Source organism: Micromonospora sp. WMMD987 (assembly GCF_029581435.1).
Taxonomy (GTDB): domain Bacteria; phylum Actinomycetota; class Actinomycetes; order Mycobacteriales; family Micromonosporaceae; genus Micromonospora; species Micromonospora rifamycinica.
In genome coordinates, this window is record NZ_CP120861.1 from 2,606,047 (window position 1) to 2,620,401 (window position 14,355).

Sequence of the window (14,355 nt, forward strand, 5' to 3'; positions counted from 1 at the left end):
CAGCGCAGGTCAGGCCGGGTTGACCCGGTACCCGACCGGGGCCGCTCCGCGCTGTTCGACGCGGTGCTGCTCGACCGGGACGGCACCCTGGTCGAGGACGTGCCCTACAACGGCGATCCCGACAAGGTCCGGCCGCTGCCCGGGGTCCGGGCGGCGCTGGACCGGCTGCGCGCCGCCGGCCTGCGGCTCGGCGTGGTCTCCAACCAGTCGGGGCTGGCCCGGGGGCTGTTCACCGTCGCGCAGCTCCGGGCCGTCAACGCCCGGGTGGAGGAACTGCTCGGCCCCTTCGACACCTGGCAGTGCTGCCCGCACGACGAACGGGCCGGCTGCGCCTGCCGCAAACCGGCCCCGGGCATGGTGCACGCCGCCGCCCGGGCACTCGGCACCAGCGCCGACCGCTGCGTGCTGGTCGGGGACATCGGTGCCGACCTGGCCGCCGCCGAGGCGGCCGGCGCGACCGGGGTGCTGGTGCCCACCCCGACCACCCGGGCCGCCGAGGTGGCCGCCGCCGGGCAGGTGGCCGTCGACCTGACCGCCGCCGTGGAGCTGATCCTGGACCGGGCCGCCCTGGTCACCGGCCCGCCGACGCGCCGGGCCGGCACCGTGCTGGTGGCCCGCAGCGACTCCGCCGGGGACGTCCTGGTCACCGGCCCGGCCGTCCGCGCCGTCGCGGCGAACGCCGAGCGGGTCGTGCTGCTCTGCGGCCCCCGGGGCCGGGACGCCGCCGCCCTGCTGCCCGGGGTCGACGAGATCGTCGAGTGGCCGCTGCCCTGGATCGACGGCGCACCCGCCCCGGTCGATCCCCGGGACATCGGCCGGCTCGTCGAACGGCTGCGTGCCGTCCGGGCCGACGAGGCGGTCGTCTTCACCTCGTTCCACCAGTCGCCCCTGCCGCTGGCGCTGCTGCTGCGGCTGGCCGGCACGCCGAGGATCAGCGCGATCAGCGACGACTACCCCGGTTCCCTGCTCGACGTCCGGCACCGGGCCCCCGACGGGGTACCCGAGCCGGAACGGGCGCTGTCGCTGGCCGCCGCCGCCGGCTTCGCGTTGCCCGACGGCGACGACCCCCGGCTGCGGGTACGCGCCGACCGGGTGCCGTCCGCCCCGGCCGGGCTCGGCGGCCCCGGCTACCTGGTGCTGCACCCCGGTTCGGCGGTGCCGAGCCGGGCCGTGCCCCCCGAGTTGGCCGCCCGGATCGTCCGGTCGCTCACCGCCGCCGGGCACCGGGTGGCGGTCACCGGTGGACCCGACGAGACCGCGCTGACCGCCCGGGTGGCCGGTGACACCGGCATCGACCTGGGCGGCCGGACCGGCCTGGCCGAGCTGGCCGCCGTGCTCGCCGGGGCCGGCGCGCTGGTGGTCGGCAACACCGGCCCCGCCCACCTGGCCGCCGCGCTGGGCGTACCGGTGGTCAGCCTGTTCGCCCCGACCGTCCGGTACGGACAGTGGGGGCCGTACCGGGTGCCGACGGTCCGGCTCGGCGACGCCGCCGCGCCCTGCCGGGACAGTCGGGCCACGGTCTGCCCGGTACCCGGCCACCCCTGCCTGGCGGCCGTCGAGCCGGGCCGGGTCCTCGACGCGGTACGCCTGCTGGGCGTCCCCGTCGTCCCGCCGTCGACGGTGCCGGCCGGGACGTCGGCCGGCGCGGGCGGGGTGCCGCGCGGCGGGGTGACGCCGGTCAGCGCCGGGCGGGGGAGAACCCGATGAACATCCTGCTCTGGCACGTGCACGGCTCGTGGACCACGTCGTTCGTGCACGGCCGGCACCGCTACCTGGTCCCGGTCACCCCGGACCGGGGACCGTACGGGCTGGGCCGGGCGCGCACCTACCCGTGGCCGGACAGCGCCGTCGAGGTGACCCCGCGGCAACTGCGCCGGGAGGCCGTCGACGTGGTGCTGCTGCAACGCCCCGAGGAGTTCGACCTGGCGTGCGACTGGTTGGGGCGGCCGGTGGGTCGGGCGGTGCCGGCGATCTACGTCGAGCACAACACCCCGAAGGGCGACGTGCCGAACACCCGGCACCCGATGGCCGACCGGGACGACCTGCTGCTCACCCACGTCACCCACTTCAACGAACTGTTCTGGGACAACGGCACCACCCGTACCGGCGTGGTCGAGCACGGCGTGGTGCCGCCCACCGTGACCTGGACCGGTGAACTCGACCGGCTCGCCGTGGTGATCAACGAGCCGGTCCGCCGTGGCCGGGTCACCGGCACCGACCTGCTGGCCCGGTTCGCCGAGATCGCCCCGCTGGACGTGTTCGGCATGCGGGTGGCCGGACTCGCCGACCACCTGGGCCTGCCGGCCGACCGGCTGACCAGCCACGAGGACGTCCCCCAGCACCGGATGCACGCGGAGCTGGCCCGACGGCGGGCCTACCTGCACCTGTGCCGGTGGACCTCGCTCGGATTGAGCCTGATCGAGGCCATGACGATCGGCATGCCCGTGGTCGCGCTGGCCAGCACCGAGGCCGTGGAGGCGGTGCCTCCCGGGGCGGGGGCGCTCGCCACCCGGGTGGACACCCTGCTGGCCGCCGCCGCCCGGTTCGTCGCCGAGCCCGCCGAGGCCCGACGGGCCGGTGCCGAGGCGCGGGCCGCCGCCCTGGGCCGCTATGGACTGGACCGTTTCCTCGCCGACTGGGACCGCCTGCTGGAGGAGGAAGTATGCGCATCGCGATGATCTCCGAGCACGCCAGTCCGCTCGCCGTGCTGGGCGGTGCGGACGCCGGTGGGCAGAACACCCACGTCGCGGAACTCTCCGCCGCGCTGGTCGCGGCCGGGCACGACGTCCGGGTCTACACCCGGCGCGACGCGGTCGACCTGCCGGTCGCCGTCCGGGCCCCGGACGGGTACGAGGTGGTGCACGTGCCCGCCGGCCCGGCCGAACCGGTCGCCAAGGACGACCTGCTGCCGCACATGACGGAGTTCAGCCACTGGCTCACCGCCCGCTGGCGCGGCGGGGACTGGACACCGGAGGTGGTGCACGCGCACTTCTGGATGAGCGGGCTGGCCGCGCTGGCCGCCGGCCGGCGCGACGGGGTGCCGGTGGTGCAGACCTACCACGCGCTGGGCACGGTCAAGAAGCGTCACCAGGGGGTGCAGGACACCAGCCCGGCCCGCCGGATCGGCTATGAGCGGGAACTGGGCCGCTCGGTCGACCGGGTTATCGCCCAGTGCCGCGACGAGGTGGGGGAACTGGTCCGGCTCGGCGTCCCCCGGTCCCGGATGACCGTCGTGCCGTCCGGGGTGAACCTGGACACCTTCGCCCCGCTCGGCCCGGCCGTCGAGCGGGACGCCGACCGGCCCCGGGTGCTCACCGTCGGCCGGCTGGTGGAACGCAAGGGATTCCAGACGGTGATCCGGGCGATGGCCCTGGTGCCCGACGCCGAGTGCCTGGTGGTCGGCGGCCCACCCGCCGGGCTGCTGGAGACCGACCCGTACGCCCGGCGGCTGCGGGCGCTCGCCGGCACCTGCGGGGTCGCCGACCGGGTCCGGCTGGTCGGGGCGGTGCCCCGGGAGGAGATGGGCCGCTGGTACCGGTCGGCCGACGTGCTGGTCGCCGCCCCCTGGTACGAGCCGTTCGGGCTGACCCCGCTGGAGGCGATGGCCTGTGGCGTGCCGGTCGTCGGTACGGCGGTCGGCGGGATCCGGGACACCGTGGTCGACGGGGTGACCGGTGACCTGGTCCCGGCCCGTGACCCGCAGGCCCTCGGCGCCGCGCTGGCCGGTCTGCTCGACGACCGGATCCGCCGGTTCGGCTACGCCACCGCCGCGTTGCAGCGGGCCCGCCGCAACTACTCGTGGGCCACCGCCGCCGACCGGTTGACCGAGGTGTACGCCGAGGTGGCCGCCGTGCACCGGCCGAGCCGGGTGGTCGCCTGATGACGACGTCGACCCGGGCGGCGCAAGCCGGCTTGCTGGGCGTGCACCTCGACCTGCTGGCCGAGGCGCTGCTGCCGTACCGCGCGGCGGAGCCGCTGCTGGCCCGGTGGGGCACCGACCTGGCCGGCATCCTGGTCGGCGGTGGCCGGTTGCTGGTCGCCGGCAACGGGGGCAGCGCCGCCGAGGCCCAGCACCTGACCGCCGAACTGGTCGGCCGGCTGCGCGACGACCGGCAACCGCTGTCGGCGATCGCCCTGCACGCCGAGACCTCGGCGTTGACCGCGATCGGCAACGACTACGGCTACGACGAGGTCTTCGCCCGTCAGGTGCGCGCCCACGGCCGGCCGGGTGACGTCCTGCTGCTGATGTCCACCAGCGGGACCAGTGGCAACCTGCTCGCCGCCGTGGCGGCCGCCCGGGAGGTCGGGCTGCGCTGCTGGGCGTTCACCGGCCCCGGGCCGAATCCGCTCGCCGGGGCCTGCCACGAGGCGCTCGCCGTCGCCTGTCCGGACAGCCAGGTGGTGCAGGAGCTGCACCTGGTCTCCACGCACGTGCTCTGTGAGTACGTCGACCGGGCGCTGCCCACCGCGCTGGCCGCCCTGGCCGGACAGGCGGCGGCGGTGGCCGCCGGCCGCCGCGACGGCGCCGCGCGGGCACCGGTCGACGCTCCCGGCCGACCGGTGGACGACCGGTCCGTCGTGCCGGCGGACGGCGCGTCGGTGGACGACCGGTCCGTCGTGCCGGCGGACGGCGCGGCGGTGGACGACCGGTCCGTCGTGCCGGCGGACGGCCCGGCGGCGGGCGACCGGTCCGTCGTGCCGGCGGCGGCGGGCGGCCCGCCGGTGCGGGCCGGGGTGGAGGTGGTGGTCGACGGGACGGATCCGTCGGCCGAGGGGCGACGGGGAGGCACGGCGTGAGAGGTCCGCTGGTGGTCATCGGCGACACCCTGCTGGACCGGGACGTCGAGGGGGTGGTGAACCGGCTCTGCCCCGACTCGCCGGTGCCGGTGCTGGACGAGACGGCGTCCGCCGACCGGCCCGGCGGGGCCGGCCTGGCCGCGGTCTTCGCCGCCGCCGGGGGCACCGAGGTGGCGTTGGTGACCGCGCTCGCCGACGACGCCGGGGCGGCCCGGCTCAGTTCCCTGCTCGCCGCCGCCGGAGTGCAGGTGTACGCCCTGCCGCTGGGCGGGACCACCCCGGAGAAGATCCGGCTGCGGGCACACGGGCGGGTGCTGCTGCGCCACGACCGGGGTGGTGCGGCGGGGGAACCCGGGCCACCCGGCGACGCGGTGCTCCGGCTGATCGCCGGGGCGTCGGCGGTGGTGGTCAGCGACTACGGGCGGGGGGTGGCCCGGCAGCCGGCGGTGCGGGCGGCGCTGGCCGCGACCGTCGCGCCGGTGGTCTGGGATCCGCATCCCCGCGGCCCGGTCGCCGTACCCGGGGTGCAGCTGGTGACCCCGAACGAGTCGGAGGCCCGGGAGCTGGCCAAGGTGCCGGCCGGCGGTTCCCGGCTGGCGGTCGCCGCGCAGGCCGCGCAGGGGTTGCGGGACCGCTGGCGGGCCGGCGCGGTGGTGGTCACCCTCGGTGGCGACGGCGCGTTGCTCTGCTCCGCGGGGGCGACCCCGCTGATGGTCTCCGCGCCGGTCGACGCGCAGGGGGACACCTGCGGGGCGGGGGACCGGTTCGCCTCGGCGGCCGGGTTGGCGCTGGCCCGGGGCGCGGTGGTCTCCGAGGCGGTCCAGGCAGCGGTCGGCGCGGCGTCGGCGTACGTGGCGGACGGGGGAGTGGCGGCCGCCCTGCCGGCACCGGTGCGTACCTGCCCGCCGGTGCTCGTCGGCGGCGGGGAGCGGATCGGGGCCGCCGCCGCCGGTGCCGTGGTGGCCGAGGTACGGGCGGCCGGTGGGACGGTGGTGGCCACCGGCGGCTGCTTCGACCTGCTGCACGCCGGGCACGTGGCGACCCTCCAGGCCGCCCGGCAACTCGGCGACTGCCTGGTGGTCTGCCTCAACTCCGATGCGAGCGTCACCGCGTTGAAGGGTCCGGACCGGCCGGTGACCCCGCAGGGCGACCGGGCCCGGCTGCTCGCGGCGCTGAGCTGCGTCGACGCGGTGGTGGTCTTCGACGAGCCCACCCCGCACGCGGCGTTGGGCTGGCTGCGACCCGACATCTGGGTCAAGGGCGGGGACTACGCCACCGGCGTCGGTGACGGACCCGGCCTGCCCGAGGCCGACCTGCTCCGCCGGTGGGGCGGGGACAGCGTGGTGGTGCCGTATCTGGACGGGCGCTCCACCACCGACCTGATCGCCGTGGCCCGCGGTGGCCGCCGGAGCACCACAGCGGCCGGCGGCACACCACCACCGGGACCGGCCCGTACGTCGGGGGGACCGGTGACGCCGGCCGGCTCGTCGGTGGGTACGGCGGAACCGACAGCGGAGGGGGCACGATGAGCAGCAGTCCATCCGGCGCCGGCCGGACCGTCCTGGTCACCGGCGGGTCGAGCGGGCTCGGCGCGGCGGTGGTCACCGCCGTCACCCGGGCCGGCGGGCGACCGCTGGTGCTCGACCGGCGGCCTCCCGGCGACGGGGTGCCGTGGGTCGAGTGCGACCTGGCCGACACCCGGGCCGCCGAGGAGGCCACCCGGGAGCTGGCCGGGCGCTCCGGCGGGTTGGACGCGGTGGTGACCGCCGCCGGCATGGACGTGCCGGGCCGGCTCGCCGACGTGCCCCGCGAGACCTGGGAGCGGATCGTCACGGTGGACCTGCTCGCTACGGTGGCGGTGGTCCGGGCCGCCCTGCCCTATCTGGAGGTGTCCCGGGGCAACGTCGTCACGGTCGCCTCCACCCTGGGCGTCAAGGCCGTCGGCGACGCCACCGCGTACTGTGCGGCGAAGTTCGGGGTGGTCGGCTTCACCCGGTCGCTCGCCGCCGAGCTGGCCGGCAGCGTCGGGGTGACCCTGCTGGTGCCCGGCGGGATGCGGACCGCCTTCTTCGACGACCGTGAACCGCAATACCGGCCAGGTCCGGACGCCAAGCTCAACGACCCGGCCGACACCGCCGCCGCGGTCATGTTCGCGCTGTCCCAACCACCCGGCTGTGCGGTACGGGAGCTGGTGGTCTGTGCCGAACAGGAGACCTCCTACCCGTGATCGTGGTGTTGCGGGCGCTCGGCGTGGGGGATCTGGCCACCGCGGTACCCGCCCTGCGTGCGGTGCGGGCCGGTTACCCGGACGAGGAACTGGTGCTGGCCGCGCCGGCCTGGCTGGGACCGCTGGTCGGGCTGGTCGGCGGTGTCGACCGGCTGCTGCCCACCGACGGACCCGGCCCGCCGCCCTGGCCCGGCCCGCCGCCGCGGCTGGCGGTCAACCTGCACGGGCGGGGGCCGCAGTCGCACCGGACGCTGGCCGGCGCGGGCCGGCTGCTGGCCTTCCGGTGCCCGCCGGCCGGGCATCTGGACGGCCCCGACTGGCGCGACGACGAGCACGAGGTGGACCGGTGGTGCCGGCTGCTCGACTGGTACGGCATCCCGGCGGACCGCTCCGACCTGGCGTTGCGACGACCCCCGCCGGGGCGGATCCCGGCGGGGGTGACAGTGGTGCATCCGGGCAGCAAGGTCGAGGCGAAGCGGTGGCCGGCGGACCGGTTCGCCGCACTGGCCGGGCGGCTGGCCGGGCGGGGGCACCGGGTGGTGGTGACCGGCTCGACCGGCGAGCGGGAGCTGGCCGCCCGGGTGGCGGCCGGCGCGGGGCTGCCGGAGTCGGCCGTGCTGGCCGGGCGGACCGACCTGGGCGAGCTGGCCGCACTGGTGGCCGCGGCCCGGCTCGTGGTCAGCGGGGACACCGGGGTCGGTCACCTCGCCACCGCCTACCGGACCCCGTCGGTGCTGCTCTTCGGCCCGGTCCCGCCGGCCCGCTGGGGGCCGCCCCCGGACCGGCCCTGGCACCGGGCGCTCTGGGCGTCGGGGGAGGATTGCGGCGGTTCGTCCGGGGTAGGAACGGCGTCGAGGTGGGCGGCGCTCCCGGTCGACCGGGTGCTGGCCGCCGTGGACGAGGTCGAGGAAACGGTACGGGTCTGAGGTGCGACTGCGGCGCAGTGATCCGGGTCGGGCGGGGTACGGGCGTCGCCGACGCGGCAAGGGGTGGACCTTCCTGGACCGGCACGGCACGCCGGTCCGGGATCCCGAGGTGCTGGGCTGGCTCGGCGAGCTGGTGATCCCGCCCGCCTGGTCCGACGTCTGGATCGCGCCGTACCCCAACGGGCACATCCTGGCCACCGGGACCGACGCGGCCGGCCGCCGGCAGTACCTCTACCACCCGCAGTGGCGACGCAAGCGGGACGAGGCGAAGTTCGACCACGTGCTGGAGGTGGCCCGGCGGCTGCCGACCCTGCGCGAGCGCATCACCGGCGACCTCACCAGCCGGGGACTGAACCGGGACCGGGTGCTCGCCACCGTCGCCCGGCTGCTCGACATGGGCACCTTCCGGGTCGGCAACGAGCAGTACGCGGTCGGGGAGGACGCCACCTTCGGCGTGTCCACCCTGCGTCCGGAACACGCCCGGTCCCGGGGCGGCTGCGTGGTGTTCGAGTTCCCCGCGAAGGGCGGCATCGAGCAGGTCCGCCGGATCGAGGATCCGGAGCTGTGCCGGGTGCTGACCAACCTGCGTCGGCGGCGGCGGGCCGAGGAACGGCTCTTCGGCTACTGGGACGGGCGGGCCTGGCGGGACGTGCGCAGCGACGAGGTGAACGGCTACCTGCGCGACGCCAGCGGTGGCGAGATGACCGCCAAGGACTTCCGGACCTGGCACGCCACCGTGCGCGCCGCCAGCGAACTGGCCACCGTGGGCACGCACCGTTCCGTCACGGCCCGTCGCCGTGCGGTGGCCGGGGTGATGCGGGAGGTGGCCGACCTGCTCGGCAACACGCCCACGGTGGCCCGGACGTCGTACGTGGATCCCCGGGTGGTCGACCTGTACCACGACGGCGTGGTGCTGCCGGTGCCCCCCGAAGCCTCCCGTGAGCAGGTCGAAAGAGCGGTGCTGGAACTGCTGGAGGAGGCCTGACCGGCCCCGCCGGGGACGGCACCGGGGCGGGCTGCCCGTGACGGTGTGTCACGGACGCCACGCCGCGGTCCCCCGTTACCGTCGGGCCGTACGGTCGGGTGACCCTCGGCCCACCGTCAGTATGTCGGCCCCGGGTTGACTCCGGACGCCGGGTTGTTGACCATCCGTGCCTGTTGGAGGTGCAACGTCCGGTACTCCTGGGGTGTCAGCTGATGGGCGGCGCGGAAGACCCGGCTGAAGTGTGCCTTGTCCGGGAACCCCCAGCGGGTGGCGATGGCCTGGACCGGTCGGTGCGCCAGCGCCGGATCGGCCAGGTCCCGCCGGCAGCGCGCCAGGCGCAGCTCACGGATGTACGAGGCGACCGTGGTCTGCTCCTGCTCGAAGAGCCGGTGCAGGCTGCGGACCGAGACGTGGTGCGCCTCGGCGACCGAGCCCGGGGTGAGGCCGGTGTCCCCCAGCCGCCGCTGGATGTGCTCCCGCACCTGGGCGAGCAGCGCCCGGCGGCGCACCTCGCGGGGCACGTCGTCCTCGGCGACCAGGTGCCGGCCGAGCATGGTGGAGATCAGGTCCAGCGCCACCCCGCCGAGGCGTTCGGCGTCGGCCTGCCGGTACTGCTCCGGAAACGAGGTGATCCGGGTCAGGTACTGGGCGACCAGCGCACCCAGCCCCTCGGTGGCCGACATCCGGCCCGCCAGCAGTGGACTCAGCCGTTCCGGCGGCACCGGCAGCACACCGTACGGGATCAGGGCGACCACGGAGGCGGCGTACCGCTGGTCACCCTCGTCACCGAAGTGACTGACCTCGTGCGGGCGCGAGCCGTCGTAGAAGGTGAACTCACCGGCGTCCAGCCGGCTCAGCCGGCCGGCCTGCCCGACGACGCCGGTGCCGTTGAGGGTGAGGGCGAGCAGGTGGTAGTCCACCTCGGAACGCCGGACCAGCTTCGCGGTGCGGACCGCCTCCAGCGACGGGTAGCGGTAGCGCAGCAACCGGATCCGGCCCAGATCGATGATCTCGGCGCTGGCCCGGAAGTCGTGCTGGTGGTCGGAGCGGATCCGCAGCGGCGTCGAGGTGCGGGCCACCAGGTCGAGCCACATTCCGAACCGTTCCGACGGCGGCAGTCGCTCCGTGTCGATCACTGTGCGGTGCACCATGTCCGGCCTCCCCGTCGGCGGGCACTGAACCCCCATTCTGGACGAGGAGACCACGCGCCGTGGCCGGCCGGTCCCGACCGGCCACGGCGACTGCGCAGTTCCCCGCTACTGTGCATTCGCCCGAGCCCCCGGTGCCGGAGCTGCCCTTTCGCTGGGAGCTCGGGCGAGACCTCGGGCACCGGCGCCCCGGGTATTTCCCGGATCCCTGCGGGCGGCCGGCCTTCGCTGTCGTGCCTGACCGGCGTGGGGACGGGGTCGGTGTCAGATGACCTCGCTGCCGGACGCCACGATGCGGAAGAGTTCGTACAGGACGGTGACGTTGCCCTTGCGGCTGGGGTTGTCGGCGACGCCCTTCGTGCCGTAGGCGAACGTGCTGCCGTTGAGCTGGTCGTCGGCGAAGTCGTCCAGGTCCTTGACGTCCATTTCGAATGTCGGCAGCGTTCCTGAGGAACTGCTGGTTCGTTGCTTGTTGACGTAGCCCGGGTAGGCGACGCTGGTGTCCTCCTGGGTCAGGTCCTCCAGTTCCTGGTGCCACACCAGTTCGTCGACGCTGGCTTCCGCGGGCGGCTGGACGAGTTTGATGAAGCCGTAGGGTTCGGGGCCGGAACCGTCGTCGGTGGACTGTTCGAAACGTATCTGGTACACCGAGGTGTAGAAGTCCCGCTGGTAGTTCCGGCATCGGTCCCGGAAGTCCTGGTCGGTGCATTCGATGAGCTGATGGACCTCGTATTCGATGGTCACGCCCGCCTCGGGGTCGCCGGGCGACCTCAGTTCGGCCTTGCCGCCCGTGCCGCAGACGTTGACAACCGCCGGATTGTCACTCGTCGGGGTCAACTGGTCGTCGAGGTTGCCGTCGCGGTCGGCGACGTTCCCGGTGAAGCAGACCTCGCCGGTCTCGCTGCTGAAGATGCGGTCGAAGAAGCTCAGCTTCCGGCCGAGGGTCGGGACGAAGTCGGCGTCCGGGTAGCTCCAGAATCTGCTCCACTCGTGGGCGCCTGACCTGTTCTTCGGGGTGAAGCCGTAGCTGACGTCCAGGTAGCCGTAGGGCTCCGGGACGTGGCCCGCGTCACCTGGCTGGTAGAACGTGATCCCGCTGATCGTCACCACGTAGCGGGCGGGATCCGCCAGGCAATCGTCGAGCGGGCCGGTGGCATTGCCGGACGCGCGGATCCGCCGCTGGTCGTCGAGCGGCCTCATGTACCGGCAGCCACGCGCGATGTCGAGGACGGCGAGCGCCCGCTCCGCGCTGTCGAACCGTCGACCGTTGACGATGATCGAGGCGATTCTCCCCTGGCGGTCCCGCCACTGATCGTAGTAGGCCAGGACGGACAGGTCCCGCCACCTGTGCACCAGGTCGGCGAGGTAGGCGTCGAAGGTGCGTGAGTTGAGCCAGTTGTCGACGAGGAATTGCCGGACCTCCCGGAAACGGGCTGCCTCCGCGACCATCTGGATGGTCACCAGTAGGGCATGAGCGACTTCCTGGCTGTGCGCGTCCGCGAACACCAGTGTGGTGACCGCGTTGCGGAGATCGCTGCGGCCCAACCGGACCCGGTCGAACCGGGGGAGCCCCGCCCGGTCCGCCAGCTCCTGGTATACGGAGCCGTACCGGAGTCGGACCGCGGTGGCCCCGGGCGGCAGGTAGTCGTTGGACCGGTCGCCCCGATCGCTGAAGTAGAAGTACGTCCTGACGTCCGGCCGGTAGTAGCCCACCACATAGAGGTCGTCCCGACTAATGATCAGGTAGACGCTGTCGCCCAGATAGCTCAGCTCCACCGGGAAGACGCCGTGACTGTTGAACTCCGTCATGACCACGAGCGGATCAGGTTGGTCGGAGATGGGTCCGGCGTCGAACTCGGCCTTGATGTCGTTCAGCAGCTCCACGTACTCCGTCGAACTGCCGTCGTCCAGATCGAGGCTGGGATAGTCGTCGACCGCGCTCGCCGGAGCGGCTGGTACGAACAGCAATGCGGCGATGAGGGCGCAGAAGGTCGTCATCGCCGCGATCCAGCGGCGCCGTCCCTGCGGGCCGGTCGGCGCGAGCGGTCGGGCATACGGGAATTCCATCGACACTCCTTGATGAGGGAATGTCTCACCCTAGGAATCAGGACACGCTGTTGTTTGGTTCCTGTCCATTTTTGACCGTTGTCGGGAATCGGCTACCCGGACCAGGCCCGTGGCTCCTCCTCGTGCGGAGCCACGGGCCTGTCCCAACCCGGGCCACCCCGGCCGGTGACGGATCAGACCGGGGCGATCGTGAGGTCGGTGACCTGGTCGTCCTGGATGGCGAACACGAACGAGAAGGACAGCGGCCCGCCGGGGAAGTCGCCGTCCCCGGAGGCCACCAGCCGGTCGTCCGCGAACGAGGTCGGCGTCAGCACGATCCTGGGGGTGATCAGGTGACTCCCGATCCACTCGCGGATCTCGGTCCCGCCGGTCCAGGTCTTCCCGTCATCGCGCACGGTGGCCCCGTCACCGAAGACCGCGGCCAGCGCGTGCGCGTCGTGCGCGTTGGTGGCGGCGACGAAGTTCTCGACGGCGGTGGGCAGCGTGACGTCGTTCATCTCTACTCTCCGGTTTCTCGGGTGCCGGCACGCGAGGGCGTGCTGGTGTGTTCGTACGGGGGCGTTTCGTCGGGTCGGCCGGGTGGTGACCCACCTCGACCGACGGGAGTCCTCGTGGTCGATCGGGTCGCCGGTACCACCGTGGCGACAGGCTCAGAAGTCCGCACCGCGGGAGAGCTTCTCGTTCGCGCGCAGCTCGGCGAGTGCGTTCTCGTGCATCGCGACGACGGCGTCGTAGCCGGAGTTGCCGAGCACGATCCGGTGCGGTGGAACGGGTGCGTTCATCGCACTGATCACGGCCTGCACGCCGCGGACCGGGTCGCCCGCCTGCCTGCCGTCGGCGTTCACGAACGCCGCCTTGACGGCCTCGACCATCGGCAGGTAGGCGTCGACGGTCTCGGCGACCGGCTCGTCGCGGAAGTAGGAGAAGGCACCGGTGCGGAAGGCTCCCGGCGCTACGGCGAGGACGCGCACCCCGAACGGCTCGACCTCCTGGCGCAGTGTCTCGGTGAGTCCCTCGATCGCGAACTTCGCCGCCGCGTAGTAGCCGAACCCCTGTGCGCCGACGAGACCGGCGACCGAGGACATGTTCACGATCCAGCCGTTGCCCCGTGCCCGCATACCCGGCAGGACCGCGCGGATCACCTCGACGACGGCGAACAGGTTGAGGTCGAACGTGCGGCGGATCGTCTCCTCGGGGGCTCCCTCGATCGAGCCGTACCAGCCACGGCCCGCGCTGTTGACGAGCACGTCGATGCCGCCGAACCGTTCCTCCGCCGTCCTGACCGCCGAACGCACCTGGTCGGAATCGGTGACGTCGAGCGGGAGGACCAGCACCCGGTCGCCGTACTTCCCGGCCCATTCCTGGAGTTCGGAGGGTCGACGCGCGGTCACCGCCACCTGGTCCCCCTGGGCCAGGGCGGCCTCGGCGTAGACCAGACCGAACCCTCCGGGTGTCCCACCCGTGACGAACCAGGTCCTCATGGGCTTCTCCTCTCGCTATAGAAAGCAATGTAGCGCTATATGCGCTACCATAGCAAGCGTGAGGAACGCACGGGATCGTCTCCTGCTGGCCGCGGCGGAGATGCTGGAGAGCGGCGCAACGGTGTCCACGCGGGCGGTGTGCGAGCGCGCCGGGGTGCAGGCCCCGACGCTCTACCACCACTTCGGCAGCAAGCAGGGCCTGATCGACGCGGTGGCGAACCACGGCTTCACCCAGTACACGGCGGTCGAGAACTCGGGCGACCCGCTGGACGACCTGCGCGAGGGCTGGGACAGGCACGTGCGGTTCGGGCTGGAGCACCCGTCGTTCTACGGGCTGCTCTACGGCCGCGCCGAGCCGGGGAGAGCCTGTGCCGTCACTGCCCCCGCGCACGCCGCGTTGCGGGAGCGGTTCACCGCCGCGGCGACCCGGGGCATGCTCAAGGTGCCGGCGGACGACGCCGCCGAACAGCTCTTCGCCGCCAACGTCGGCATCACGCTCACCTTGATCAGCCAGACGGAGCCGGACTTCGGGCTGTCACGACGCGTCCGCGAGGCCGCGCTGGCCGGCGTCCTGCACACGCCCTCCGCCGACGCCCCCGTGACCCGGGCGAGCGCCGCGTTGACGTTGCGCGCCCTGGTCGACGACGACCCGGGTGACCTCACCCCCGGCGAACGCGGACTGCTCGACGAACTGCTGGAGCGCCTGGCCCGCTAGCCGGGCCGA

Annotated in this window: 12 protein-coding genes and 1 pseudogene; 9 read left to right on the plus strand and 4 right to left on the minus strand. The window is 73.9% G+C overall.

The window, feature by feature from the left end; translation table 11 throughout:
* Window positions 1–63: 63 nt before the first annotated feature.
* The 8 genes and pseudogenes from O7612_RS11225 to O7612_RS11260 all read left to right on the plus strand — a co-directional run bounded on the left by O7612_RS11225 (window position 64) and on the right by O7612_RS11260 (window position 8,935).
* The gene (locus O7612_RS11225) at window positions 64–1,707 is read left to right on the plus strand and encodes an HAD-IIIA family hydrolase (RefSeq protein ID WP_282272843.1); all 1,644 of its coding nucleotides are present in this window, start codon (window positions 64–66) and stop codon (window positions 1,705–1,707) included.
* Window positions 1,704–2,678 carry a glycosyltransferase gene (locus tag O7612_RS11230; protein WP_282272845.1) on the plus strand — a complete coding sequence of 325 codons (975 nt, stop codon included), beginning with the start codon at window positions 1,704–1,706 and terminating at the stop codon, window positions 2,676–2,678. Before O7612_RS11225 ends, O7612_RS11230 begins: the two co-directional genes overlap by 4 nt.
* Window positions 2,663–3,880: a glycosyltransferase gene (locus O7612_RS11235; RefSeq protein WP_282272847.1), complete on the plus strand. Its 1,218-nt coding sequence runs from the start codon at window positions 2,663–2,665 to the stop codon at window positions 3,878–3,880. Before O7612_RS11230 ends, O7612_RS11235 begins: the two co-directional genes overlap by 16 nt.
* Window positions 3,880–4,488, plus strand: a pseudogene (locus O7612_RS11240) (SIS domain-containing protein); the annotation flags it as partial. The gene O7612_RS11235 and the pseudogene O7612_RS11240, both read left to right, overlap by 1 nt.
* 305 nt (window positions 4,489–4,793) lie before the next feature.
* Window positions 4,794–6,326, plus strand: a complete 1,533-nt coding sequence (locus O7612_RS11245; RefSeq protein WP_282272849.1) for a PfkB family carbohydrate kinase — start codon at window positions 4,794–4,796, stop codon at window positions 6,324–6,326.
* A complete protein-coding gene (locus O7612_RS11250; RefSeq protein ID WP_282272850.1) occupies window positions 6,323–7,024 on the plus strand; it encodes an SDR family oxidoreductase in 702 nt (233 codons plus the stop codon). Before O7612_RS11245 ends, O7612_RS11250 begins: the two co-directional genes overlap by 4 nt.
* Entirely contained in the window at window positions 7,021–7,950 is a 930-nt protein-coding gene (locus O7612_RS11255; protein WP_282272852.1) for a glycosyltransferase family 9 protein, read from the plus strand. Before O7612_RS11250 ends, O7612_RS11255 begins: the two co-directional genes overlap by 4 nt.
* A 1-nt stretch (window position 7,951) precedes the next feature.
* Window positions 7,952–8,935: a DNA topoisomerase IB gene (locus O7612_RS11260; RefSeq protein ID WP_282272854.1), complete on the plus strand. Its 984-nt coding sequence runs from the start codon at window positions 7,952–7,954 to the stop codon at window positions 8,933–8,935.
* A gap of 116 nt (window positions 8,936–9,051) precedes the next feature.
* On the opposite strand, the gene O7612_RS11265 is transcribed toward O7612_RS11260, so the two are convergent.
* From O7612_RS11265 to O7612_RS11280, 4 genes are all read right to left on the minus strand, one after another.
* Window positions 9,052–10,086 (minus strand): helix-turn-helix domain-containing protein, encoded by a 1,035-nt coding sequence (locus O7612_RS11265; RefSeq protein ID WP_282272855.1) that lies wholly within the window; start codon window positions 10,084–10,086, stop codon window positions 9,052–9,054.
* A gap of 261 nt (window positions 10,087–10,347) precedes the next feature.
* The gene (locus O7612_RS11270; RefSeq protein ID WP_282272856.1) at window positions 10,348–12,150 is read right to left on the minus strand and encodes a ribosome-inactivating family protein; all 1,803 of its coding nucleotides are present in this window, start codon (window positions 12,148–12,150) and stop codon (window positions 10,348–10,350) included.
* Between the two features lie 173 nt (window positions 12,151–12,323).
* Window positions 12,324–12,647: a nuclear transport factor 2 family protein gene (locus tag O7612_RS11275; protein WP_282272857.1), complete on the minus strand. Its 324-nt coding sequence runs from the start codon at window positions 12,645–12,647 to the stop codon at window positions 12,324–12,326.
* Window positions 12,648–12,800: 153 nt separating this feature from the next.
* On the minus strand, window positions 12,801–13,631 hold the full coding sequence (locus tag O7612_RS11280) for an SDR family NAD(P)-dependent oxidoreductase (RefSeq protein WP_282272858.1): 831 nt from the start codon (window positions 13,629–13,631) through the stop codon (window positions 12,801–12,803).
* Window positions 13,632–13,689: 58 nt separating this feature from the next.
* On the opposite strand from O7612_RS11280, the gene O7612_RS11285 reads away from it, so the two are divergent.
* Window positions 13,690–14,346 carry a TetR/AcrR family transcriptional regulator gene (locus tag O7612_RS11285; protein ID WP_282272860.1) on the plus strand — a complete coding sequence of 219 codons (657 nt, stop codon included), beginning with the start codon at window positions 13,690–13,692 and terminating at the stop codon, window positions 14,344–14,346.
* Window positions 14,347–14,355 lie beyond the last annotated feature (9 nt).

Excerpts from the sequence above, each read along its gene's own strand:
- O7612_RS11230 (WP_282272845.1), top strand. The coding sequence starts at position 1,704 with ATGAACATCCTGCTCTGGCACGTGCACGGCTCGTGGACCACGTCGTTC.
- O7612_RS11235 (WP_282272847.1), top strand. The coding sequence starts at position 2,663 with ATGCGCATCGCGATGATCTCCGAGCACGCCAGTCCGCTCGCCGTGCTG.
- O7612_RS11250 (WP_282272850.1), top strand. The coding sequence starts at position 6,323 with ATGAGCAGCAGTCCATCCGGCGCCGGCCGGACCGTCCTGGTCACCGGC.
- O7612_RS11265 (WP_282272855.1), bottom strand. The coding sequence starts at position 10,086 with ATGGTGCACCGCACAGTGATCGACACGGAGCGACTGCCGCCGTCGGAA.
- O7612_RS11270 (WP_282272856.1), bottom strand. The coding sequence starts at position 12,150 with ATGGAATTCCCGTATGCCCGACCGCTCGCGCCGACCGGCCCGCAGGGA.
- O7612_RS11275 (WP_282272857.1), bottom strand. The coding sequence starts at position 12,647 with ATGAACGACGTCACGCTGCCCACCGCCGTCGAGAACTTCGTCGCCGCC.
- O7612_RS11280 (WP_282272858.1), bottom strand. The coding sequence starts at position 13,631 with ATGAGGACCTGGTTCGTCACGGGTGGGACACCCGGAGGGTTCGGTCTG.